The following is a 22,195-nucleotide window of genomic DNA, read 5'->3' as shown; positions in this document are numbered from 1 at the left end:
CGTTCGGTGATGCCGTCCGGATGAACCTGGCTGCTGCAATACGCACCCGCCGACGTGGCTACGACGCTTGGACTGGCGCGGTGAATACCGACTATGACCCACAGAATCCGATCACCGCCGCACAACCATTCGACGCCTACCGCGCCCTACACAGAAGTGGCCGCGTGCACTACAACCCGAGGCGAGCCACCTGGATACTCAGCCGACTCGACGACGTGCGAGCGGCACTGCGCGACACCGATCAGGTCACCAGTACTCAAGGGGTCACCCGGTTGAGAATGTCGGCTCCGCTCGCGGTGCTGACCGACGGTGAGGAACACACCCGACTGCGAAAACAGATCCAGCCGGGCTTCAGCAAGGGAGCCATGAGCGCATGGCAGGAAATCGTCGAGAAGCTCGCCGTGGAACTCGTCTCCGATCTGTTGAACAATCCCGGCTGCGATGTCGTGCAGCACTTGGCGATACCAATGCCGATCCGTCTGATCGCTCAGATCCTCGGGGTACCCGAAGACGACGTCGACGACTTCCGGCGGTGGTCAGAAAACGCCGTGAGAGTCATGGATTTGACCCCGACACGCGCTGGTCTCATAGGGGCAACCAGATCCGTATCCGCAATGGTTGCGTTACAGCGCTACTTCGTGAAGCAATTCGCACACGGTGGACTCAAAGGATCGGGCACCGTGCTGGGGCGACTCCTCGAACACAACACCGATGGCAGCCTCACCGATCGTCAGCTTCTGCTCATCGCAACTCACCTGTTGATCGCCGGGAACGAAACAACCACAAACCTTCTCGGCGGAATGTTCGACACTCTCGCCCGTCACCCCAATCAGTACGACTTGATACGCGCCAACCCCGACCTGATCCCGACCGCCGTCGAGGAGCAACTCCGCATCACCACCCCGATACAGAACCTCTACCGTTACACCCGCGCCGACTATCAGATCGGCGATGTCACTATCCCCGCCGGGTCACGCGTCCTGCTGTCCTTTGGGGCGGCGAATCGCGACCCGGCCGTCTTCGACGAACCCGACGAGTACCGCGCTGACCGCAACCCGCGAGCTCACGTCGCATTCGGCTACGGCCCGCACATGTGCCTAGGAGCACCACTGGCTCGAATGGAAGCCCAAGCCGTGCTGCGACAACTCGTCACCCGCGTCAGCCGCCTCAGCCCCAACGGCCCGACAACCTGGTCGGCCCACAGTTCGTTACGCGGCCCGACTTACCTGCCGATCCACCTGACGCCAGCCTGACCGACCTACGCCGTATGAGAGCTGGACTGTTCGTCTAGCTGGCGGCGGCCGCCCTGGCCCGCTCGGTCATCGAGGCGATCACCCCGCCGTCGTTGAGGATGTCGGTGCCGGTGAGGTAGCCGGCCTTCTCGCTGGCGCAGAAGGCGAGCAGCTCTGCCATTTCCTCCGGCTTGCCCCACCGCGGGACCGCGGCGTCGGCCACCATCGCGCCCGCCCCCGCCTGCTCCTCCAGCCTGCCCATCTCGGTGTCGATCGAACCCGGGGACACCGAGACGATGCGCAGTCCGCGCGCGTTGAAGCGCTCCGCCTGTGACTGGCTGTACCACTTCACGAAGCTCTTGCTCAGGGCGTACGCGAGACCGGACCGCGCCTCTTCGGGGGCGATGTCGCACGCGGTCATCATGGCGTCCATGAAGGCGTCGGCGTCGTCGAGCGCCAGCGGGAATTGGCCTGTCGGAATGATTTCCGCGGGTAGCATGTGCGCCGCCATCGAGGCCACGTTGACGATCACCGCGCCCTCGCCGGCGACCGCGTAGAACTCCTCGTCAACGTTGACGGTGCCGACCGCGTTGGTCCGCATGACGTAATCGGCGGGTCCCATGCTCGGGCTCACGCCCGCGGTGTGGATGACCGAGACGACCGATCCGAGATTCGTGGCGGTGCCGAGCAGGTCCGCGACGGCTCGCCGGTCGGTGACGTCGCAGTTCACAATGGTGGGAGTGATCCCGAGCTCTTGCAGCGTGGCGGCGGCGGTCGTCAGCCGGTCCTGCCGGACGTCGCAGAGCACCACCGTGTGGTCGCGCCCGACGATCTTCGCGGTGGCCAAGCCCATGCCACCCGCGCCGCCTGTGATTACGGACACTCGATTCATACCTGGACCGTATACGGCGCGCGATCGCGGGACGTTACGGGTCCTGCACTGGATGTAACGGGTGGCCGGTGTGGCGGACGGCCGTCCCGAAGAACGGCGCCCGGACCGTGGCGGGCAGGTGGCGCCGGTAACGGATCAGCGCGACGACGGCCACCGCCGCGTAGACGCCGCAGAGCAGCAGGCGGCCGTGCGTCGAGGCGATCGGGAACTGCACGACGAACATTCCCAAGAGCGCCAGCGCCGCGCCCCGGTGGAAGCGCAGCGCCAGGATCAGCGCCACGCCCATCATCGTCTGGGTCGCCGTGAGCAGCATCTCCTCCACCTGGCGGGGGTCGAGGTGCAGGGAGAACCCGCCGCCCCCGAGCAGGTGGGAGATGGGCAGCGAGCCGATCAGCAGGGTCCACTGGTTGACCTTGGAGGAGATCAGCGTGGCGATGGCCGCCGTGCCCTTGCCGCGGGTGGCGAAGATGGTCGCGATGATGAACTCCGGGGCCTCCGACGCCAGCGGGGCCAGCCACTGAACCAGCAGGAAGCGGTTGACGCCCAGTTCGGTACCCGCGGCCACCAGGTTGTCGGCAAACGGCTTGGCGCACAGCAGAATCACCGCGCCCGAGGCGGCGAAGAGGCCGACCACGGCGACGCGACGACGGACGTCGGGCAGTTCGCCCAGCGCGGCGGCGGTACCGATCAGGTCGGGCTCCTCGACCTCGCCGTGGCTCAGCTTGTACAGGTAGAACCCGAACCAGGCCAGCAACGCCAGCCCCAGCCCGAAATGAATCTCGCCGGCCGCCGGCACCGCGAACGCGATGACGCCGGCGATCAACAGGAATCCCAGTTCGACGCGGTTTGCTGGCTCCAGCGTCAGCCCGGTGGGTTTCCCGGATCCGGACCTGCGCGCCACCACGATGCTGACCAGCACCACGACGGGCCAACCCAGCCCCATCAGCAGCCGGTTGGACCCGGTCATGTTGGCGGCCGCGTACTGCGTGTATTCGGCGTTGTGGCCGGAGACGTACGCGTAGTACAGGTCGACGGCGTATTCGGGCAGGACCGCGATCAAGGCGAGCAGCGCCGTCGCCAGGCCGCCGGACACATCGATCTGGGCGGCCTCGGCGGCCCACGCCAGCAAGAAGCTGGCCGCCACCACCGCGGCGCCGAAGATCAGCAGCGCGGGCACGGCGCCGACGTGCAGCCCGGCGATCCGGATGGCCACGGCCGGGGCGACGAATGCGGCGGTGATCAGCCCCGAACGCGTCAGGGTGCGGCGCCGCCACTGGGCCGTCATCGCGACGTCGGCAGCGGGCCTGTCTATGGCGAGCATCGTCATCCTTCGCGGGAGGCGGCGATCGGGTGGTGGTACTTCGGCTCGGTTGCCGTGACGAACTGATTACCCAAGCTACCCGTCGCCCACACCGTCAGCAACGCGATCGGTGGGCAAAGTCGGTGACGTGCCCAAGCCCATATTTGCTGTACAGGGGCCTGCGGAAGCAAAAGTTAGGATGCCCTGATTTCGAACTTTGGCAAACCTCGCCACGACTGGTTCGACGCGCAGCGAACGGTTCGGGTTCCCGCTAGTGGTCCGGCCCCATGGCCGCGGCGGCGGCCTGGGCGAAGAGCTCGACGGCCTGATTGCGGCTCAACGACGCCAGCAGCTGCGCGGCGGCGCGCATGGTGTCGCCCACCATCAGCGTCGGGCCGTTGCCCAGGTTCTCGAAGGCCTCGGCGATGACCTCGGAGACGGGGGCCGCGTCCGCCGGCGCCTCGTCGGACGAGCCGATCTGGCCGCGGCTGTATTCGAGGGCGCGCAGGGCCGGCGTATCGGTCTTGCCGAGGATGAGGCCCAGGACGTCGACGCCCTTGGGGTGCAGTTCGGCCCAGAGCGCCTCGGCGAACACCATGTCGAAAGCCTTGGAGGCGCCGTAGGCGACCATGTTGGGCCCACCGGCCAACCCGGCACCGGAGCCGAAGAGGACGATGCCGCCGCTGCCTCGCCGGACCATCGGCGGCGCGAAGTGGTGGCACAGCTGCATGGGCACCATGCAGTTGCGCTGCACCATCGCCTCGGCGGCCTCGATCGAATTGGCAAGGAACGGTGTGAAGTTCGGGTCGGCGCCGGCGCAGTAGACCAGCATCCCGATCTCCAGGTCGCCGGTGGCGGCGGCGATCGCCGCCGCGGCGCCGGGCTGCGCGAGATCGATAGCGACAGTGCGGGTTTGCGCCGACGTCTTGTTCTCGATCTCGGCCGCGACGCGGTCGAGAACGCCTTGCCGCCGTGCGAGCAGCACCACGTTGACACCGCGTTCGGCCAGCCCTTCGGCGAACGCCGCCCCCACACCGTCGGACGCGCCGGCCACCAACGCCCACGGCCCGTACCTCGTCGCGAACGTCATCTACAGGGCCCCGAACGTAGCGACGCGCACCTGAGTGAAGCGGCGCCGCGCGATGCGCCATCCCTTGCCGGTCCGCACGATCTCGTCGTCGTAGAAGCCCCACGCGTTGACGCCGGCCTCGTTGTCACCGAACATGATCACCGCGTCGACATAGGTTCGGGCAGTGGCGTTGTCGCCGTCGACGGCGATGACCTGGTTGGACAGCCGATGCAGGGTGTGGCCCGCCATCGCGTGCGTCTTGTCCATGAAGTCGGTGACCTCGTCCACACCGCTCCAGCGGCCGATCTCGCCGTAGTCGAGCTCGCAGTCGTCGGTGAACACGGTGCGAAACAGCGGCCAGTCGCGCCTGTCGATGCCGGTGGCGTAACGCACCAGCAGGTCCGAAATGTCTTGCCGGTCTTCTCTTTCGCTCACGGGCGATCTCCAGTCGGGTGGACGATGATCCGGGGCGGACCGTCGGACCTGCGGGCCAGCTCGAGGGCGTCGGGGACCTCGTCGAGGCCGATGATCTTCCCTACGCTCGGTAGCGGGTCCAGCCGCCCCGACGCGATCGCGTCGAGTGTGCCGTACCAGTCCTGCGGGTGCGGGCCGCCGCCGAACTGGATGGTCACGCCCTGGCGGGTGGCGGTGGTGATGTCGAGGGTGTCGCCGGTGTACCAGCCACCCGCACAGTAGATTCGGGTGCCCATCTCGGCGGATTCGACCAGCTTCTGGATCAGCCCCGGGGCGCCGACGCATTCGAATACGACGGCCGGCCCGGGCAATCCGCGCTGCGCGCGGACCTCGTTGAAGGCCTCGAACGGGGACTTCTCGGAAGGGTCGACCACGACGTGGGCACCGAAGCGGTCGCGGGCCAGCTCGCGCCGGTCGGATTTGTAGTCCGCCACGATGATGGGCTCGACGCCGCGGGCGGCCAGCGCGGCGGCGGCCGAAAGTCCGATCGCCCCCGCGCCGATGACGATCGCGACCTCACCCTGTCCCAACCGCGCCGACCGCACGTAGAACTCGCCGACCGCGAACGCGTCGGTCAAGGCGACGGCGTCGCTGGGCACGTCACCCGGGACGCGCTTGGCCGCGACCTCCGAAACCACCAACAGCTCACCGAAACTGCCCTGCGCCTCGGGATGCTGGCCGATGATGCGCATTCCGCCCGCGCCGCCGTCGACCAGCCGCACGGGCATGGCGGTCACCCGCGTGCCGGCGGCGAATTGGTCGGTGCAACCGGGACCGTGCCCGATGACCTCACCCACGAATTCGTGACCGAGCACGATGTCGCGCTCGGTGTCATACAGCGAGCGGCCGGTCGGGTCGTCGATGGCGAGTTCCGGGTGGTCCATGAAATGCACGTCGGACGCGCAGATGGCGGTGCTCAACGTGCGCAGCAACAACTCGCCCTGGCCGGGGATGGGGTCCGCGGTCTCGCGGACCTGCAGCCGACCGTCTCGCAACACCACTGCGCGCAATACGGTAGCTTTCTCGAATAATCGACATAAGATCTCGAATGTTCGTACAACTGTAAAAATCGCGTAGCGGAGGAGTCAAGCGATTCGCGGATCGACGTCAGCGCCGACCGCGCGGGTGCTCGACGTCGTCGAGCTCCTTGCGCGGTCCGGAAGCGCGCGGCTGCGGTTCTCCGACGTGGTGCGCGAGCTCGATCTCACGCAGGCGACGGCGCACGCCATCCTCAAGACCTTGTGCGACCGCGGCTGGGCCAGTCGCGATCCGATCGCGAAGACATTCGCGCTGGGGCCGGCGCTCGCCGTGGTGGCCGCCCGCACGGACACCGCCCGCCCGCTGGCCCACGCGGCGCGCTCGGCCGCGCTGCGCCTGTCCCGTGCAGTCGGCTACGCCTGTTCGGTGGTCGAGAAGTTCGGAGACTCCCTGGTGGTCACCGCCTTTGAGGGCGAACCCGCCACCCAGCCGTCGGGCATACCGGGCGACCGCATCCCCTACGCACCACCCTTCGGGGTGGCGATGGCGGCCTGGGACACCGACGAGGAACAACGCGCCTGGATCCGCCGCGGCGCGGGCAGCAATGCCGATCGCATGCAGCGCCTGCAACAGGTCCTCGCACGGACGCGGGAACGGGGATTCGACATCGACTGGACGACGCCCGCACTGGCCCAGGCCGTCCAGGTGGTCGGCACCTTGGACAGCAGTGAGATGCCGACGCCCGTGCGACACATCATGGACCAGCTGCTCGTCGAATTCACCACCATCGGGTTCCTTTCCGACGACAACCCGGGGCGGCGGAAGCAACCCGTGGTGACCATCGCCGCACCGGTCTTCGACGACAGTGGACGCGTTTCCCTGATGGTGGCCGTGCACCCACTGTGCCCGCTGAGCGCGCGGCAGATCCGGGACATCGGGGCGCATCTGACCGACGAGACGACGGCACTGAGCGGATCACAACCATCAGCCGGGTAGCCTCGCCTCGGAGGCGAAAAGTCGTGGCAGAGAACTATCTTGTGGACGAGCTGGCCCAATTCGTCGTCGGCGCACAGGCGTCTGACCTGACCGGGCGGCCCCGAGCGCTGCTGACGCGCAATGTGCTCGACAGCGTCGCGTGCGCCGTCGGTTCGTTGAACGGGGAGCTCATCGGGGCGATCCGTGAACACACCGCCCAATTCAGCGGAGACCCGACGGCAACGCTGGTCGGCGGAGGCCGGGCATCGGTGGACCAGGCCGCGTTCTTCAATGCGGTGCTGGTGCGCTACCCCGATCTGCTCGACACCTATCTGACGGTGGGAGGTCTGTGCCATCCCGCCGACAACTTCGGTGCCGTGCTGGCGGTGGCCGAGCACACCGGCGCGGGCGGCGCCGACTTCCTGCTGGCACTGGCGGTCGCCTACGAGGTCCAATGCCGTTTCAGCGCACAGGTTCCCGTGATGGCGCGCGGACTCAACCATGCGCTGCAACTGGCGATGTCGGTGGCGGCGGGCACCGCGAAACTGCTCGGGCTCAGTGCCGAACAGACCACCAACGCCATCGCGGCCGCCGCCGCCGACAATGTGTCGCTGGCGGGCGTGCATGCCGAACCGGTTTCCCACTGGAAGGGCATCTCCCCGGCCAGCACCGGCATGCGCGCCGTCTACACGACGATGCTGGCGGCGCGCGGAGTCACCGGTCCCAAGTCGCTGTTCGACGGCCCTCACGGGCTGGTCCAATTATTCGGTCAGCCAATCGATTTCCACACCGCCGACCGGGCACTGTCCTGCGTCGAGCAGACCTATCTGAAGCAGTACTGTTCGCTCATCCACGGCCAGGTGGTGATCGACGCGGTCCTGGCGCTGCGTGCCGAGAACAGTCTGCGCGGCGAGGACGTCGCGCGGGTCAGCCTCGAGGTCTTTCAGGGCGCATTCGACATCGCCGGCGGCGGTGCGTACGGCAACAAGGAGCACCCGCGCACCAAGGAGCAGGCCGACTACAACCTCAAATACCTGAGCGCGGTCGCCCTGCTCGACGGGGGAGTCGGTCCCGAACAGCTTGAGACCGAACGGGTTCTGCGCGCCGACGTTCAGGACCTCTTGTCGCGGGTGGACGTCACGGCGGCCGACGATTTGACCGCGGACTATCCGCAGCGCACGGCGGCGCGGGTGCACCTCAGGACGCACGACGGACGCGAATTCAGCCGCGAGCAGGACGATTACGAGGGATCACCCACCCGTCCGATGTCCTGGGATCGCGTGGTGGACAAATTTTGGTGGCTCACCGGGCCCTTTTGCGAGCGGGCGCTGGGTGACGAGATCATCGCGGCGGTCGCACGGCTCGACGAGATTCCCGTCGCCACGCTCACCGGACTGCTCGGCGCCGTGAGCCCCACCGCCCGGCGACCGCGCAGCGGGCCGCGCTTCTGACGCGCGCCCCCTTGCGCGTCCGGGCACGCGCGGTCGATGATCGGCCATGCCCAAAGAACGTGGCCTCAATCGGTGGGAGCTGGTTACCTGCGCGCTCGCGGGACACGTCACCTACGCGCCCGACGAGCACGCGCTCGCGCAGCGCCTGAGCGGCACCACCGGTCTGGGTGAGGCATGGCGCTGTCTGCGGTGCGGTGAATTCACCGTCGGCCCGCCGCACGGACGCGGTCACGCCGAGGACGCGCCGATGATCATGCGCGGCAAGGCCTTACGCCAGGCCATCATCATTCGGGCCCTGGCGGTGGAACGCCTGTTCCGTGCGGTCGTGATCGTCCTGGCGGCCTATGCGGTGTGGAAGTTTCGCGGAGCGCGGGGCGCCATTCAGGCCACCCTCGACCGGGACCTGCCGATCTTCCGCGCCGCCGGCTTCAAGGTCGATCAGATGACCATCGTGCACGAACTGGAAAAGGCGTTGGCGGCCAAGCCGTCCACCCTGGCGTTGCTGACCCTGATGCTGGCGGGCTATGCACTGCTGGAGGTCGTCGAAGGCGTCGGCCTGTGGCTGCTGAAACGCTGGGGCGAATACTTCGCGGTGATCGCCACCTCGGTCTTCCTACCGCTGGAGATCCACGACCTGGCCAAGGGCATCACGATGACGCGGGTGGTGACGTTCACCATCAACGTGGCCGCGGTGATCTATCTGCTGATCTCCAAACGCCTGTTCGGCCTGCGCGGTGGGCGCAGGGCCTACGACGCGGAACGGCGCGGCGAGCAGCTGCTCGACGTCGAGCGGGCCGCGACCAGGACCTGAATCTGCGGCACGGTCCGCTATTCCGCGGCCGGCCTGGGATGAATGAAAATACCCTCGGCCTCCACGGTGACGCCGTGCTCGTCGGCCAGGTGACCGACGGCGAACGTCTTGACGCCCTCCACACGCTCGACATGAGCCTGGGCCCGCAGTGGCCGTCCCAGCGCCGTGGGGCGCCGGTACCGCAGCGTGAGCGTGCCGGTGAACGCGGGCTTGTCGGGCTGGTGCGCGGTCGCGCCCAGCACATGATCGAGCACCAGCGCGCACACGCCGCCGTGCACGGTGTCCGGCGGGCCCTCGTAGGCGGCGCCCAGCACGAACTCCGACCACACCAGTCCGTCGGGTTCGTGATGGATGACCAGCGGCGGTGCGATCGGGTTGCGCAGGCCCACCACCGCGTTGCCCCACGCGATGGTCTGGCCATCGGGATTGCGGTGCACGCCGAACGGCCCGGGCTTCAACGCCCCGCTCAATTCCGCTGCCGCACTGTCGATCTTGGACGTGGCCGCCGCCACCGCCGCGGCGCCGGCCTCGGTGCGGATGCTGATATCGATGAGCCGGCGAAGCGATTCGGCCAGCGGCGCGTAGACCGACTCGAGCTCGCCGAAGTCGATGCAGGGCGTTTGGTCATGCATCTTCGCAACTTAACTCAGGTGTCCACCCAGCGGGCGGCGCCCCTCGGAAGCGTCCGGCGGGCCGGGCATACTGCCTGGGGAAGGAGGACCTCGATGGGGACCTACGCGATCACCGGATCGGCGTCCGGGATGGGGCGCGAGACCGCGCAGCGCCTCCGGGACGGCGGGCACACCGTCATCGGAGTCGACATCAAGGACGCCGACGTCGTCGCCGATCTGTCGACGCCACACGGGCGTAGCGAGGCCGTCGAGCGCGTCCTGGCGGCATCGGGCGGCAGGCTCGACGGCGCCGTGCTTGCGGCCGGACTCGGGCCCAGTCCCGGGCCGGATCGCCTTCGCCAGATCGCCCAGGTCAACTATTTCGGGGTCGTCGACTTACTGACCGCCTGGCGGGCGGCGCTGGCGGCCTCCGGGCGCGCCAAAGCCGTTGTCGTCGCCAGTAATTCGACGACGACCGTGCCCGCGGTGCCCCGCCGGGCCGTGAGGTCCCTGCTCGCGCACGACGCCGACAAGGCGTTGCGCTCGGTGCGGCTGTTCGGACCGGCCGCGCCGACCATGATGTACGCGGCCTCGAAAATCGCTGTCAGCCGTTGGGTGCGGCGGCATGCGGTGCTGCCCGAGTGGGCCGGGTCCGGCGTGCGCCTCAACGCCCTGGCGCCGGGTGCGATCATGACTCCGCTTCTGGCCGAACAGTTGTCGGACCCGCGGCAGGCCAAGGCCGTCGAATCGTTTCCGGTCCCGGTCGGTGGTTTCGGCGACCCGGGGCAGATGGCAGAGTGGGTGTGCTTCATGTTGTCGGACGCCGCCGACTTCCTGTGCGGCACGGTCATATTCGTCGACGGCGGCACCGATGCCTATTTCCGGTCCGACGACTGGCCGAAGGCCGTGCCGGTGGGCCGATTGTCCGGGTACCTGCGCCGGTTCAGGGCCTTTCCATAAATTCTGCTGTTGCGTGCCTTTCGATATACCGGGAATGTGCGCTATCCCACAGCGCGGCTTTTCGTGACGTTTACCTCGGCGCGGCGTCCACGCAAAACGGCTGTGGTGCAATTGAATGAATCGGCGCACGGCCGAAAAACAAAGGATCAACTGTGACCACTCTTCCGTCCTGGGTCAGCCAGGGCTCCGCCAACCTCGACGTGGGCGCGCCCCTGAAGGCGCGCGCCTGCGACGCGCTGTACGCGGTCCTCGGCAGCAAGCGGCGCCCGGGGGCCACCGCCCCGCGCATCATGCCCAGGGGCGTCGAACGCTGCTGACGTCCGTCGGTCAGACTGGCAACGGTGCCTGAATACGCGAAGCACGACGACTACTGGAACCACAATTCCGCCTATCACCCGTGGCTGGTCGGCCTCGCCGCGCGGCGGCACGGCGATGTCTTCGACGTCGGGTGCGGCGAAGGGCTGCTGGCCCAGCGGTTGGCCGCGGTGTCCCGCAGCGTTGTCGGCATCGATGCCGACCCGGTCTCGGTGTGGCGCGCGGCGCAGCGATTGCAGTCCATCGACAACGCGTCGGTGGAACATGGGCGGTTCGAGGACCTCGATGGGGCCGAGCGGCGCTACGACCTGATCACCTTTGTGGCCAGTCTGCATCACCTGCCGCTGCGCGATGCCCTGCACAAAGCGCGTCAAATGCTGCGGCCCGCCGGGCAACTGGCCGTCGTCGGGCTGTCCGCCAACAAGAGCATCGCCGACTGGGTGTGGGCCGGCCTGTGCGTGCCGGGGGCGCGCGTCGGCGGGTTACTGCATCGGGAGACCCGCGACATCGGGGTGCCCGTTGCCGATCCCCGGGAGGGCCTCGACGAGATCCGGCGTGTCGCCGCCGACGTCTTACCCGGGGCCGCCATCCGGCGGGGCCTCTATTACCGTTACCGCCTACTGTGGCGAAACCGCTGAGCGCGTTGCCTTTTCGCGTTCGCGCCGGCGCGCCCGGGACGCCCGCAGGTTGACGGCGTTGCCGCACGTCTTGACGTCGTGCCAGACCCCGCTGTTGTTCTTCGAGCGGTCGTAGAACGTCGACCCGCACCGGTGGTTGTGGCAGCGCTTGATCCGCCGCCAGGTGTCGGCGTGCTGGCTCAGCAGGATTTCGCCCCACAACGCCGAGGCCAACCAGCGCCACCCGTTGCCGCTGGGATCAAGCCGCACCTCACCGGCATCGGACAGCCCGAAGGACGCGACGACACCGTGGGCGCCCCGAGACCTCGGCGGTTCGCCGTCCACCATCCGCTCGATGGTGGACCGCACCGCGCGAAGCCTGCCTAAATCCGCCTCACCCAGCTCCGGTGGCGACACGTCCACGCCGCGCGCGGACGACCAGGCCCGCACCGCGGCGTCCGCCCACTCGCGCGCCTGGCCCGGGTCGGCCAGCAGGTCCGGTCCGTACCCGTCGACGCCCCTCGTGTTGAGGAAGTCCTGGACCAAGCCCAGGCCTCCAGGCGCCGCGGCGCAGCCGTATCGCTGTGACGCAATCCACGATGAAGACATAGGCAAATACTACTTGACTGCGTCGCTGCCGACAACTAGCTTGACGTAATCAAAGCAATTTTGCCTCAGTCAAAGGAGCAGGATCATGGTCAACGTCAACGGAGCGGCCGTGGTGGTCACCGGCGGGCAGCGCGGTCTCGGCAAGGCCATCGTGGCCGAGTTGTTGGACAGGGGCGCGGCGAAGATCTACGCGACGGCGCGGGTGCCGAAGCCCAGTGAGGACCCCCGCGTGATCGGCGTCGAATTGGACGTCACCCGGCCGGACTCGGTGGCCGCGCTGGCGACGACGGCGGCCGACGCAGAAATCGTCATCAACAATGCCGGCGTTCTCGGCGCCCGGACCCTGCTCGACAGCGACATCGAAGAGGTGCGAGCGGTCTTCGAGACGAACTACTTCGGCGCGCTGCGCGTCGCCAAGGCATTCGCACCCGTCCTGGCCGACAACGGCGGTGGTGCCCTCGTCGACATCGCCTCGATCCTGTCCTGGATGCCCGGATCCGGTGGGTACGGCGACTCCAAGGCCGCCCTGTGGTCGATGACGAATTCCCTGCGTGCCGAACTGGAGAAGCAGGGCACCCTGGTCATTGCCGCGCATCTCAGCTTCACCGACACCGACATGACCTCCGGCTTCGACGCGCCCAAGAACGACCCGCGCCAGGTGGCACGCGCGATCGTCGACGGCATCGAGGCGGACGACAAGGAGGTGCTGGCCGACGACGATACCCGCTACGTGAAGGCGGCGCTGGCCGGACCGGTCGAGGCGCTGCCCCGGATGCCGTGAACCGCCCGGCTCGACGTGGCCCGGCGCGGCGGGCGGCGCTCCGTGTTTGGATAGCGGTATGTCCGATACCGAACGCATCGTGACCGCCACCCGGGTCATGTCGGCCAACGCCGCGCGGATCTTCGAACTGATCGCCGACCCGTCGCGCCAGCCGAGCTGGGACGGCAACGGCAATCTGGCGTCATCGGCGCCCGGTCAGCGCGTGCGCGCAGTGGGTGACGTGTTCAAGACCACGCTGACCAACGGCGCGGTGCGGGAGAACCATGTCACCGAGTTCGTCGAGGGCAGCAAAATCGCTTGGCGCCCAGCCGAACCCGGCAAGCAGCCGCCCGGTCACCTGTGGCGCTGGGAGCTCAGCCCGGTCAACGCCGAGCTGACCACGGTGACCCACACGTACGACTGGACGGAGCTGACCGACGCCACCCGCCTCGAGCGCGCCCGCGCGACGACGACGGACATGCTGCGCGAGTCGATGGATCGGCTCGCCGCGCTGGCGCAGAGCGCCGAATAACAAGCCGCCCGGAAAAGTCAGCCCAGCTTGGCGCGCACCCACTGGAAGGTGCCGACGTTCTTGACCCGAACGCTGCTAAATCCGTTGTCTTCCAAGGTGTCGCCGATCTCGTCGTCGTCGAACGCGTGCGCCCCGACGTTGGGCAGCAGCTGCCAATAGCGGGCCAGCCGCCCGGCCGTCGGGACCATGATCGCCACCCTGCCCCCGGGCCGCAGCACCCGCGCGATCTCGGCGAGCGCGGCCTTCGGGTCCGGAACCAGTTGCAGCACGGCGGTCGACACCGCCGCGTCGAAGGTGTTGTCGCGCAGCGGAAGTCGCTGCGCATCGGCCTTGATGAAGCCGACCTGGGGCCCGGCCTCATTGCGGACGGCGCGGGCGAGCATCGGCTCGGAGATGTCGACGCCGAGGGCCAGCCCGTCGGGTCCGGCGGCCCGCGCCAGCGACGCGGTGACGTTGCCCGGTCCCGAGCCGACGTCCAGCGCGATACCGCCGGGCGGGATTTGCAACCACTCGAGCGGCAGCTGCCAGGCGCTGATCCACTGGCGAGCGAAGGCCTGGGCGTTGTCGTAGAGCATCGACCCGACTCGTGACGCCCACGCGGCCTGGATCGGGCCGGTGTTCTTCCCCACGCCGTCGTCGCCGGCCGAACCGGAGCCGAGCAGGTCGAGATAGCCGTGACTGACGTCGGGATCGGCCGGCGGATCGATGAGCAGGTCCAGTGCCCGCCGCAGCGCGGGAGGCAGCGTGATGTCCACGTCGGTCATGCGTAACTCCTTCGGGCAGCAGCCCCGAGCTGGACGCCAAATCGCACAGTGGGCTGGCGAAGATTCCCCCGTTGGGCAGCCTACGCCGCGCGCGGGGTTACCGGCGGACGGCGGCGTGCTCGCGGACGAGGGCGTAGAGGCGCCAGTAGCCCGGCACGCCCTTGAGGGCGGACTCGCCCCGGTCGCCGAAGCGGTGCCGCGATCCGGTGACGATGTCGCGCAGCGTCGAGGACACCAAGACCTCGCTCGGCCCGGCGAGGGCCGCCACCCGCGCGCCGATGTGCACGGCCATGCCGGCGATGTCGTCCTTGCCGGCGCCGCGCACCTCGACTTCGCCGGCGTGGATGCCGACCCGCACCTCGATGCCCAGCACTTGCACCGCGTCCACGAGAGCGTCGGCGCAGGCGAGCGCGGCGCTCGGGCTGCTGAACGTCGCGACGAATCCGTCCCCGGCGGTGTTGACCTCGCGGCCGCCGAAGCGCTGCAGTTCGTGCCGCACGATCCTGTCGTGGTTGTCCAGCAGGTCGCGCCAGCGGTAATCGCCGAGCTCGGCGGCGCGCTCGGTCGACCCGACGATGTCGGTGAACACGATGGTCGTGAGCAGCCGCTCGGCGTCAGAGGCGCCGCGGATCCCGGTGATGAACTCCTCGATCTCGTCCAGCATCGGCCCGGTGTCGCCCACCCAGTACAGGACGTCTTCGCCGGGGAGCTCGACCAGGCGCGACCCGGGGATGCGCTCGGCGAGGTAGCGCGCGTGCCCGACGGGGCTGAACCGCGGGTTGTCCCGGTGCAGGATCAGCGTCGGCACGCCGACCCGGTCCAGCCGGTCGCGCACGTCGCCCTCGCGGATCTTGCCGATGAACGCGCGCGCCATGCTGGGCGACGCCGCCCGGTTGCCGGCCATGTCCCACCACGACCGGAACGCGTCGTCGTGCGCGACGCTGGGGGCGATGATGCCGAGGATGTCGAAGCCCCGCTCGACGGCGTCCGGCTCGATGGCGACGGTGGTGTAGGGGTCGGCCTCGGCGAGATCGGAGCCGAACGGGTAGTCGGGGGCGCGCAGCGTGCGCGCCTGGCCGTTCACGATCACCAGGCTGTTCACCCGCTCGGGGAAATCGGCGGCGAGAACCACCCCGGCCAGCGACGTGAAGCTCGGAGCCAAGATCGTCGCGCGCTCGCATCCGACCGCGTTCATGACCGCGATCGCGTCGTTGGCCCAGGATTCCGCGCCGATCATGTCCAGCGACGGGACCCGGGAGGACAGGCCGATCCCGCGTTGGTCGAAGCGGATCACCCGGCAGAAGGACGCCAGGCGCCGATGAAAGCGGTACATCGACGGCTCGCTGTCGACGCAGTCGATGGGGATGAACGGGCCCGGCAGCACGAGCAGGTCGATCGGGCCATCGCCGAAGACCTGATAGGCGATGTCGATCTCGCCGCAACTGGCATACCGGGTCCGTGGAGCCGCAGAACTCCCAGCCACGGGTCGAGCGTAGTTCAGGGCACCGACACCGCAACGGCCTTCAGGGGCCGATGATCGGAACCAGATAGCGGGCGGCGTACTCGCGCACTGCCGCCGGGTCCGAGGTGTCGAGCCGGTCGGTGGGAAAGACGATGATGCCGAGCGCGACGCGCAGCAGGATGTCGGCGACGTTGTCCAGGTCGGTCCCGGACATCTCGGCGCCGCACCGCCGCAGGGTATGGGCGATCCCGTCGGCGAACTGGCGGATCGGGAACACGTGCGACCGGGAGAACATCCCGAACAGCTCCGGCTCGCTTTCGGCGATCCGCGAATACAGCGGCGAGTCCTGCACCAGGCGCACCCCGAGCGCGAACGCCTCGACCACGGCCTCCCGCGGATCACACCCCGCCGTGGCCTGATCGAGCGTGCTGAAGAACAGCTCGGCCTCGCGCCGCACTACCTGCCCGAACAGCTTCTCCTTGGTCGGAAAACGGCGATAGATGGTGCTGCGGCTGACCCCGGCCCGGGTGGCGACGTCGTCGATATTGGCCCGACGCACGCCGTAGGTCTCGAACACGCCGCGCGCGGTGTCCAGGATGGTGCGATCGAGATCGGTCAGCGCCTCGGCGGAAGCGGAGTGAGAGGCCGAGCCCGGTTCGGACTGCATGATTGGCGGCATCGTATCAACTCTCCGGCACGGTTCATCGGCGCTTTTCGGCGCGAGGAAAGCGGCGCGGCCCACCGGCGATGTGCGAGGCCGCGGGACGGCTGCTAGGCTCTGAAACAAAGATACGACTTTGTGTCACTGGTTCACAACGCGTGGCCGGCTCAGCGCGTGCATGAGGAGGTGGGCATGACCGCCCAGAACGACGAACTCGCCGCCCCGAGCGCGGGATCGCGTTTCGACAGCGGCGTGCGCGAGGCCGTGCCCATGCCCACCGACGGCCCCGACTGGTCGGCCACCGACGACACGTCACCGCGCCTGGGGCCCGATTCGTTGATCTGGAAGTTCTACGGAGACAACCGAACCCAGCTGTTCGGATTCCAGCGCACCGCCGGGGTCGAGAACTGCATCGAGCAGCTCGCGCAGGGCGTGCTGGACCACTCCGTGATCTTCAGCGACACGCTGGGCCGGGCCAAGCGGACCGCGCCTCCGCTGATGAACACGGTCTACTCCGAGGACCCCCACGAGTGGGGGCGAAAGGTGCGGGACTTCCACAAGACCATCAAGGGCACGATCAGCGACGGCTCGCGGTATCACGCGTTGAACCCGGAGCTGTTCTACTGGGCCCACGCCAGCTTCGTCGACCAGGTCATCTACAACACCGACACCTTCATCCGGCGGCTGTCACACGCCGAGAAGGAGCAGATCTTCAACGAGGGCAAGGTCTGGTACAGCCTCTACGGCGTCAGCGACCGCGGCCAGCCGCAGACCTACGACGACTTCGTGGCCTACTGGGACGAGATGCTGGACCGGTTCGTCCCGCACAAGACCGTGCTGTACGGCACCGGCTACATCCGCAAGGGCATCCCGGGCCCGCGCTGGATGCCCAAGCCGATCTGGAACGTGGTGTCGGCTCCGCTGAACGCCTATACCCGGCTGGTCGTCGTCGGAACGCTGCCGCCGCAGATGCGCGAGGTGTGCCAGCTGCACTGGGATGCCAAGAAGGAGAAGCGATTCCAGCGCTTCGCCGGGGTCATCCGGGCGCTCAACCCGCTGATCAACCGACTCCCCGTCAAGGCGCTCTACACCCCTTGGGCGGCCCGGGCGTGGGCCCGCGCCGGCGTCGACCCGCGGAAGTTGCACAACCGGGCCGCCGCGGCATAATCCCGCCTCCGGCGGCCCGCCCTCCCAGGGTGCCGGCCGTGACATCGCGCGGGTGGATAGGGCATCGTGGTTAGCCGGCTTCCCAACGGGGCATTCCGCTGCGTCGGTCGGGTGTGCCGGTCGAGCGAATCCGAAGGAGAACCGCGATGCAAATGACGGGCAATACGGTTCTGGTCACCGGCGGTGGTAGCGGAATCGGCCGCGGTCTGGCCGAATCTTTTCACCGGCTGGGCAACCAGGTGATCATCGCCGCCCGACGCAGCGACCAGCTACGGGCCGTCGCAGAGGCCAACCCGGGCATCCAAACCCTGTCGCTCGATCAGGGTGACGCCGCCGACATCCGGCGGTTCGCCACCGAGGTGACCGACCACTACCCGGACCTCAATGTGCTGATCAACAACGCCGGCATCCAGCGGGTCGAGGACCTCACCAGCGGCAATGTCGGCCTGGCCGAGCAGTCCGTCGCCATCAATCTGCTGGGCCCCATGCGGCTGACCGCGTCGTTGCTGCCGGCGCTGCTGCGCAAGTCGCACGCCACCATCCTCAACGTCACGTCGGGCCTGGCGTTCATGCCCAGCGCGCTTACCCCCACCTACTGCGCCTCCAAGGCGGCGCTGCACTCCTACACCGAATCGCTGCGCTTCCAGCTGCGCGACACCTCGGTCCAGGTGATCGAGATCATCCCGCCGCACGTGCGCACCGCCCTGCAGGGCGAGCGGGGATTCGATCCCAGGGCGATGCCGCTCGACGAGTACATCACCGAGACGATGACGCTGCTGCAGACGCAGCCACAGGCCAACGAGATCGTGGTGGAGCGCGTCAAGATGTTCCGCTACGCCGAGCGTGACGGCACCTACGACGACATCTATCCGCGGTTCAACGAGACGATCACCGCCATGTTCGGCAGCTAGCGCCGCCCCCTGTACGCCCGCGGGGCGCGGGCCGAGACCCCGTGTGACACAGGGCGATAAAACCCCGCCAGCGGGTTAGCCGCTCACTCTCCGAAACCGCCGTGCGGCGACGCGACCGACATCGCGCCGGGGCTACCCATGCCGAGGTGGCTGGAGGCGAAGGCGACGCCTTTGTCGATGATGGAGCCGTCGTCGGCGTAGGTGTTGTGGGCGGCGAAGTTCATGCCGTCGGAGCAGACGGGGTCTTCGGTGGCGCAGACTTTGAGGGTTTTGTCTTGGTAGGCGGGTCCGATGACGACGGGGGGTTCGCCGAGGAAGTTCATGGCGCGCACGTTGGGCATGCCGAAGAGCACGACTGAGGAGACGTGGTTGGCGACGTCGGGGGACAGGGGTTTGGGGACGGTGGCGGGGTCGATGCCTTCGGGGACGGCGGCGGAGGTGACAAAGCCCATGACGGCGGCGCCTTGGGAGTAGCCGCCGAGGACCATTTTGGTGTTGGGGCAGTCATGGGCCATGGAGACGACGTGGGCGCCGGCGTCGCGGATGCCGTCGATGCCGGTGTCCCATTGGTCGGTGGCGGGGTAGTTGACGGGGTAGACGTCGAAGGAGCGGTCGCCGACGCGTTGGTGCAGGGCGTCGACGAAGGCTTGGCCGGTGGGGCCGACGCCGGGTTCTTCGCCGGTGCCGCGGGCGAAGACCACTTGCACGTCGGGACATTGGGCCGCGGCGGTGGGGATGAGGGAACCGGAGACGGCCGAGGCGGCCATGCCCGACGCGGCGATAACTACTGCTGGACCAACGGAACGAACCATGTGACGCGCAAACATGCCGCCATTGTGCCCATTCGACACGCGGCCTAAACAAAGGAAACGCCGAAATTACCGTGTTCTCATAAAAGAACCGCCGCTGCTGCGGTCGGAGCGAGATCGGTTGTGCGCGGCGCTCATCCGGCATGAGCGCCCGGCACCTTGCGTCCCGCCCCTCACTGCGAGTGCCACCGGGTCGTCACGGCCGGGCCGAAGCGCGGACCCGGGCCGCAATGTGGTCTGCTACTTGTAGTTACGGGTCGGGACACGGTTGAGCAGCAGCCACGTCCCGGCCAGCGGCTCGAATGAATGCGGCAGCGATGTTGAACGCAGTAGCCCAGGCCCTCAACGCGGTCCTCACCGCGGCGGGCGACCACGTGGCAAATCCGGCGCGGGTGTCGGATCCCGACAAGCTGCGTGCCGCCACCTCCGGCAAGACCGCGTTGGTGACCGGCGCCTCCTACGGCATCGGCGAGGCGACCGCGCGCAGGCTGGCGGCCGCCGGCGCGACCGTGCTGGCGGTCGCCCGGTCCGAGGAGAGGCTCGGGGACCTGACGGCGTCGATCAACGCCGGCGGCGGGCACGCGGTCGCCTACCCGACCGACCTCACCGACGAATCCGCGGTGAGCGGCCTGGCCAAGCAGATCACCGAGGAGCACGGCCCGCTCGACATCGTGGTGAGCAACGCGGGCAAGTCGCTGCGCCGCTCGCTGCACCACCAGTACGACCGCCCGCACGACTTCCAGCGCACCATCGACATCAACTACCTGGGGCCCGTCCGGCTGCTGCTGGGACTCGTGCCCGCGATGCGCGACAACGGCAGCGGGCACATCGTGAACGTGTCCAGCGTCGGCGTGCGGGTGGCGCCGGGCCCGCAGTGGGGCGCCTATCAGGCATCGAAGGGGGCGTTCGACCGCTGGCTGCGCAGCGTGGCTCCGGAGCTGCACGCGGACGGCGTCGACGTCACGACCATCTACTTCGCGCTGGTCCGCACCCGCATGATCGCGCCCACGCCCCTCCTCGGCCGGTTCCCCGGCCTGTCACCGGATGACGCCGCCGACGTCATCGCGAAAGCTGTCATCGAGCGGCCCCGCACCCTGGAGCCGCCCTGGGTGCTGCCGGCCGAGTTTGCCTCGGTGCTGTTGGCCGGGCCGGCCGACCACGCCGCCCGGCTATGGCACCGCCGATTCCTCACCGATGCCGACGGGGGCGACCGTGACCACTGACCGCGTCGCCACCACCGCCGTCCGCGCCCTGGTGCACTCCGGCCTGCTCACCCCGCCGTCGCCGACGGCGGGCGTGCGGCTGCTTCGCGAGGCGCGCCGGGGCGGCACGAACCCCTACACGCTGCTGGCGGTCACGGCGGCCCGCTGGCCCGACCGCACGGCGATCGTCGACGACGACGGCGCCCTGAGCTACCGCGAACTGCAACGCGAAACCGAGTCCCTGGCGCGGCGGTTGGCCGCGGACGGGGTCGCGCCCGGCCGCGCGGTCGGGGTCATGTGCCGCAACGGGCGCGGCTTCGTCGCCGGTGTCTTCGCCGCCGCGCTGCTGGGCGCCGACGTCGTCCCGGTCAGTACGGAGTTCCGCAGCGACGCGCTGGCGGCCGCCGTGCAGGCCCACCGCATCTCAACGATGGTCGCCGACAACGAATTCGCCGAGCGGATACGGGCCGCCGACGACTCGGTCGCCACGGTCGACCCGGCCACGGTCACCGCCGAGGAGGGCGCCCGGCGGCCGCGGGTGGCCGCGCCCGGCCGTATCGTGCTGCTGACGTCGGGCACCACCGGCAAACCCAAAGGGGTGCCGCGCGCACCGCAGCTGCGCTCCGCCGTGGGGGTCTGGGTAACCATCCTTGACCGCACCCGGTTGCGTACCGGTTCGCGAATCTCGGTGGCAATGCCGATGTTTCACGGCCTGGGGCTCGGCATGCTGATGCTGACGATCGCCCTCGGCGGCACCGTGCTCACGCATCGCCAGTTCGACGCCGAGGCCGCGCTCGCCCAGGCGTCGCTGCACCGCGCCGACGCCTTCACCGCGGTGCCCGTCGTCCTCGCGCGCATCCTCGACCTGCCCGAGCGGGTTCGGGCGCGTAACCCGGTGCCGCACCTGCGCGTGGTGATGTCCAGCGGCGACCGCATGGATCCCACGCTGGGGCAGCGGTTCATGGACACCTACGGGGAGATCCTCTACAACGGCTACGGCTCCACCGAGGTCGGCATCGGATCCCTTGCGACGCCCGCGGACCTGCGCGAGGCCCCCGAAACCGTCGGGCGGCCGGTGGCGGGCTGCCCGGTGCGGATCCTCAACAAGAGCGACCGACCGGTGGGGCCGCGGGTGACCGGACGCATCTTCGTCGGCGGCGACCTGGCCGGCAAGGGCTACACCGAAGGCGCCGGGGAAGCCAAGGCCGTCGTCGACGGCATGACGAGCACCGGCGACATGGGCTACCTCGACAACGCCGGCCGCCTGTTCATCGTCGGCCGCGAAGACGACATGATCATCTCGGGCGGCGAGAACGTCTATCCGCGCGCGGTCGAAAACGCGCTCGCCCGCCACCCCGCCGTCGCCGACAACGTGGTGATCGGCGTCCCCGACGAGCGGTTCGGCCAACGGTTGGTGGCGTTCGTGGTGGCGCGGCCCGGCAGCGACATCGACGTGCCGGAGCTCCGGGAGTACTTGAAGAGCCGCGTCTCGCGCTTCGAACAACCCCGCGACATCAACGTCGTAGACCGCATCCCGCGCAACCCGACCGGCAAGGTGCTGCGCAGGGAGCTGTCCGGCTGAACAGGATCGTCCGGCTCCTTACTCGCGCCGCTCCACGGCGCTCGCCGTCGC

The 22,195-nt window shown here is 68.7% G+C and carries 24 protein-coding genes; 13 read left to right on the top strand and 11 right to left on the bottom strand.

The features are described from left to right. Positions 1-20 precede the first annotated feature (20 nt). On the top strand, positions 21-1,253 hold the full coding sequence (locus W7S_RS25275) for a cytochrome P450 (RefSeq protein WP_081490175.1): 1,233 nt from the start codon (positions 21-23) through the stop codon (positions 1,251-1,253). A gap of 34 nt (positions 1,254-1,287) precedes the next feature. Here the strand turns inward: W7S_RS25275 and W7S_RS25270 are convergent, their stop codons facing one another. The 5 genes from W7S_RS25270 to W7S_RS25250 form a co-directional block, all read right to left on the bottom strand. Further along, a complete protein-coding gene (locus tag W7S_RS25270) occupies positions 1,288-2,124 on the bottom strand; it encodes an SDR family oxidoreductase (protein ID WP_014712568.1) in 837 nt (278 codons plus the stop codon). 34 nt (positions 2,125-2,158) lie between these two features. Beyond that, positions 2,159-3,451: a sodium:proton exchanger gene (locus W7S_RS25265; protein WP_041298132.1), complete on the bottom strand. Its 1,293-nt coding sequence runs from the start codon at positions 3,449-3,451 to the stop codon at positions 2,159-2,161. Between the two features lie 244 nt (positions 3,452-3,695). Beyond that, complete coding sequence (locus tag W7S_RS25260; protein ID WP_014712566.1) at positions 3,696-4,514, bottom strand: SDR family NAD(P)-dependent oxidoreductase; 819 nt, start codon at positions 4,512-4,514, stop codon at positions 3,696-3,698. Then, positions 4,515-4,928 (bottom strand): nuclear transport factor 2 family protein, encoded by a 414-nt coding sequence (locus W7S_RS25255; RefSeq protein ID WP_014712565.1) that lies wholly within the window; start codon positions 4,926-4,928, stop codon positions 4,515-4,517. Continuing rightward, on the bottom strand, positions 4,925-5,968 hold the full coding sequence (locus W7S_RS25250; RefSeq protein ID WP_008262325.1) for a zinc-binding dehydrogenase: 1,044 nt from the start codon (positions 5,966-5,968) through the stop codon (positions 4,925-4,927). Before W7S_RS25250 ends, W7S_RS25255 begins: the two co-directional genes overlap by 4 nt. A gap of 124 nt (positions 5,969-6,092) precedes the next feature. Between W7S_RS25250 and W7S_RS25245 the strand changes: the two genes are divergently transcribed. From W7S_RS25245 to W7S_RS25235, 3 genes are read left to right on the top strand one after another with little or no spacing between them, the layout of a single operon-like run. Beyond that, on the top strand, positions 6,093-6,941 hold the full coding sequence (locus W7S_RS25245; protein ID WP_008262323.1) for a helix-turn-helix domain-containing protein: 849 nt from the start codon (positions 6,093-6,095) through the stop codon (positions 6,939-6,941). Positions 6,942-6,982: 41 nt separating this feature from the next. Next, positions 6,983-8,371, top strand: a complete 1,389-nt coding sequence (locus tag W7S_RS25240) for an MmgE/PrpD family protein (protein ID WP_008262321.1) — start codon at positions 6,983-6,985, stop codon at positions 8,369-8,371. Positions 8,372-8,417: 46 nt separating this feature from the next. Next, complete coding sequence (locus W7S_RS25235; RefSeq protein ID WP_008262319.1) at positions 8,418-9,182, top strand: DUF2127 domain-containing protein; 765 nt, start codon at positions 8,418-8,420, stop codon at positions 9,180-9,182. 17 nt (positions 9,183-9,199) lie between these two features. Here W7S_RS25235 and W7S_RS25230 read toward each other — a convergent pair whose 3' ends face one another. Further along, a complete protein-coding gene (locus tag W7S_RS25230; RefSeq protein ID WP_008262317.1) occupies positions 9,200-9,814 on the bottom strand; it encodes a PaaI family thioesterase in 615 nt (204 codons plus the stop codon). Between the two features lie 93 nt (positions 9,815-9,907). Here W7S_RS25230 and W7S_RS25225 point away from each other — a divergent pair, with 93 nt between their 5' ends. From W7S_RS25225 to W7S_RS25220, 3 genes are all read left to right on the top strand, one after another. Further along, a complete protein-coding gene (locus tag W7S_RS25225) occupies positions 9,908-10,753 on the top strand; it encodes an SDR family oxidoreductase (protein WP_014712564.1) in 846 nt (281 codons plus the stop codon). A gap of 152 nt (positions 10,754-10,905) precedes the next feature. Next, positions 10,906-11,070, top strand: a complete 165-nt coding sequence (locus W7S_RS27255; protein ID WP_008262315.1) for a hypothetical protein — start codon at positions 10,906-10,908, stop codon at positions 11,068-11,070. A gap of 24 nt (positions 11,071-11,094) precedes the next feature. After that, positions 11,095-11,706 (top strand): bifunctional 2-polyprenyl-6-hydroxyphenol methylase/3-demethylubiquinol 3-O-methyltransferase UbiG, encoded by a 612-nt coding sequence (locus W7S_RS25220; protein ID WP_008262314.1) that lies wholly within the window; start codon positions 11,095-11,097, stop codon positions 11,704-11,706. On the opposite strand, the gene W7S_RS25215 is transcribed toward W7S_RS25220, so the two are convergent. Next, positions 11,686-12,231 (bottom strand): CGNR zinc finger domain-containing protein, encoded by a 546-nt coding sequence (locus W7S_RS25215; protein ID WP_008262309.1) that lies wholly within the window; start codon positions 12,229-12,231, stop codon positions 11,686-11,688. The genes W7S_RS25220 and W7S_RS25215 overlap by 21 nt on opposite strands. A 148-nt stretch (positions 12,232-12,379) precedes the next feature. Between W7S_RS25215 and W7S_RS25210 the strand changes: the two genes are divergently transcribed. After that, positions 12,380-13,075: an SDR family oxidoreductase gene (locus tag W7S_RS25210; RefSeq protein WP_008262306.1), complete on the top strand. Its 696-nt coding sequence runs from the start codon at positions 12,380-12,382 to the stop codon at positions 13,073-13,075. A gap of 58 nt (positions 13,076-13,133) precedes the next feature. Further along, positions 13,134-13,586: an SRPBCC family protein gene (locus tag W7S_RS25205; RefSeq protein ID WP_008262303.1), complete on the top strand. Its 453-nt coding sequence runs from the start codon at positions 13,134-13,136 to the stop codon at positions 13,584-13,586. Positions 13,587-13,603: 17 nt separating this feature from the next. On the opposite strand, the gene W7S_RS25200 is transcribed toward W7S_RS25205, so the two are convergent. The 3 genes from W7S_RS25200 to W7S_RS25190 all read right to left on the bottom strand — a co-directional run bounded on the left by W7S_RS25200 (position 13,604) and on the right by W7S_RS25190 (position 16,479). Beyond that, positions 13,604-14,350, bottom strand: a complete 747-nt coding sequence (locus W7S_RS25200; RefSeq protein ID WP_008262302.1) for a methyltransferase domain-containing protein — start codon at positions 14,348-14,350, stop codon at positions 13,604-13,606. Positions 14,351-14,447: 97 nt separating this feature from the next. Then, positions 14,448-15,833: an adenylate/guanylate cyclase domain-containing protein gene (locus W7S_RS25195; RefSeq protein ID WP_009954459.1), complete on the bottom strand. Its 1,386-nt coding sequence runs from the start codon at positions 15,831-15,833 to the stop codon at positions 14,448-14,450. A gap of 40 nt (positions 15,834-15,873) precedes the next feature. Continuing rightward, positions 15,874-16,479, bottom strand: a complete 606-nt coding sequence (locus W7S_RS25190) for a TetR/AcrR family transcriptional regulator (RefSeq protein ID WP_008262290.1) — start codon at positions 16,477-16,479, stop codon at positions 15,874-15,876. Between the two features lie 186 nt (positions 16,480-16,665). Here W7S_RS25190 and W7S_RS25185 point away from each other — a divergent pair, with 186 nt between their 5' ends. Both W7S_RS25185 and W7S_RS25180 read left to right on the top strand, forming a co-directional pair. Next, complete coding sequence (locus W7S_RS25185; RefSeq protein WP_050989431.1) at positions 16,666-17,640, top strand: oxygenase MpaB family protein; 975 nt, start codon at positions 16,666-16,668, stop codon at positions 17,638-17,640. Positions 17,641-17,786: 146 nt separating this feature from the next. Then, positions 17,787-18,551, top strand: a complete 765-nt coding sequence (locus W7S_RS25180) for an SDR family oxidoreductase (RefSeq protein WP_008262286.1) — start codon at positions 17,787-17,789, stop codon at positions 18,549-18,551. A gap of 83 nt (positions 18,552-18,634) precedes the next feature. Here W7S_RS25180 and W7S_RS25175 read toward each other — a convergent pair whose 3' ends face one another. Continuing rightward, a complete protein-coding gene (locus W7S_RS25175) occupies positions 18,635-19,378 on the bottom strand; it encodes a cutinase family protein (protein WP_036429697.1) in 744 nt (247 codons plus the stop codon). A gap of 299 nt (positions 19,379-19,677) precedes the next feature. Between W7S_RS25175 and W7S_RS25170 the strand changes: the two genes are divergently transcribed. Together W7S_RS25170 and W7S_RS25165 are read left to right on the top strand one after the other, a co-directional pair. Continuing rightward, entirely contained in the window at positions 19,678-20,583 is a 906-nt protein-coding gene (locus tag W7S_RS25170; protein ID WP_008262282.1) for an SDR family NAD(P)-dependent oxidoreductase, read from the top strand. Then, positions 20,573-22,144: an AMP-binding protein gene (locus W7S_RS25165; protein ID WP_036429856.1), complete on the top strand. Its 1,572-nt coding sequence runs from the start codon at positions 20,573-20,575 to the stop codon at positions 22,142-22,144. Before W7S_RS25170 ends, W7S_RS25165 begins: the two co-directional genes overlap by 11 nt. Positions 22,145-22,195 lie beyond the last annotated feature (51 nt).

Source organism: Mycobacterium sp. MOTT36Y (genome assembly GCF_000262165.1).
Classification (GTDB): domain Bacteria; phylum Actinomycetota; class Actinomycetes; order Mycobacteriales; family Mycobacteriaceae; genus Mycobacterium; species Mycobacterium intracellulare.
The sequence above is the reverse complement of the archived record's forward strand: the minus strand, read 5'-3'. Positions and strand labels throughout refer to the sequence as shown.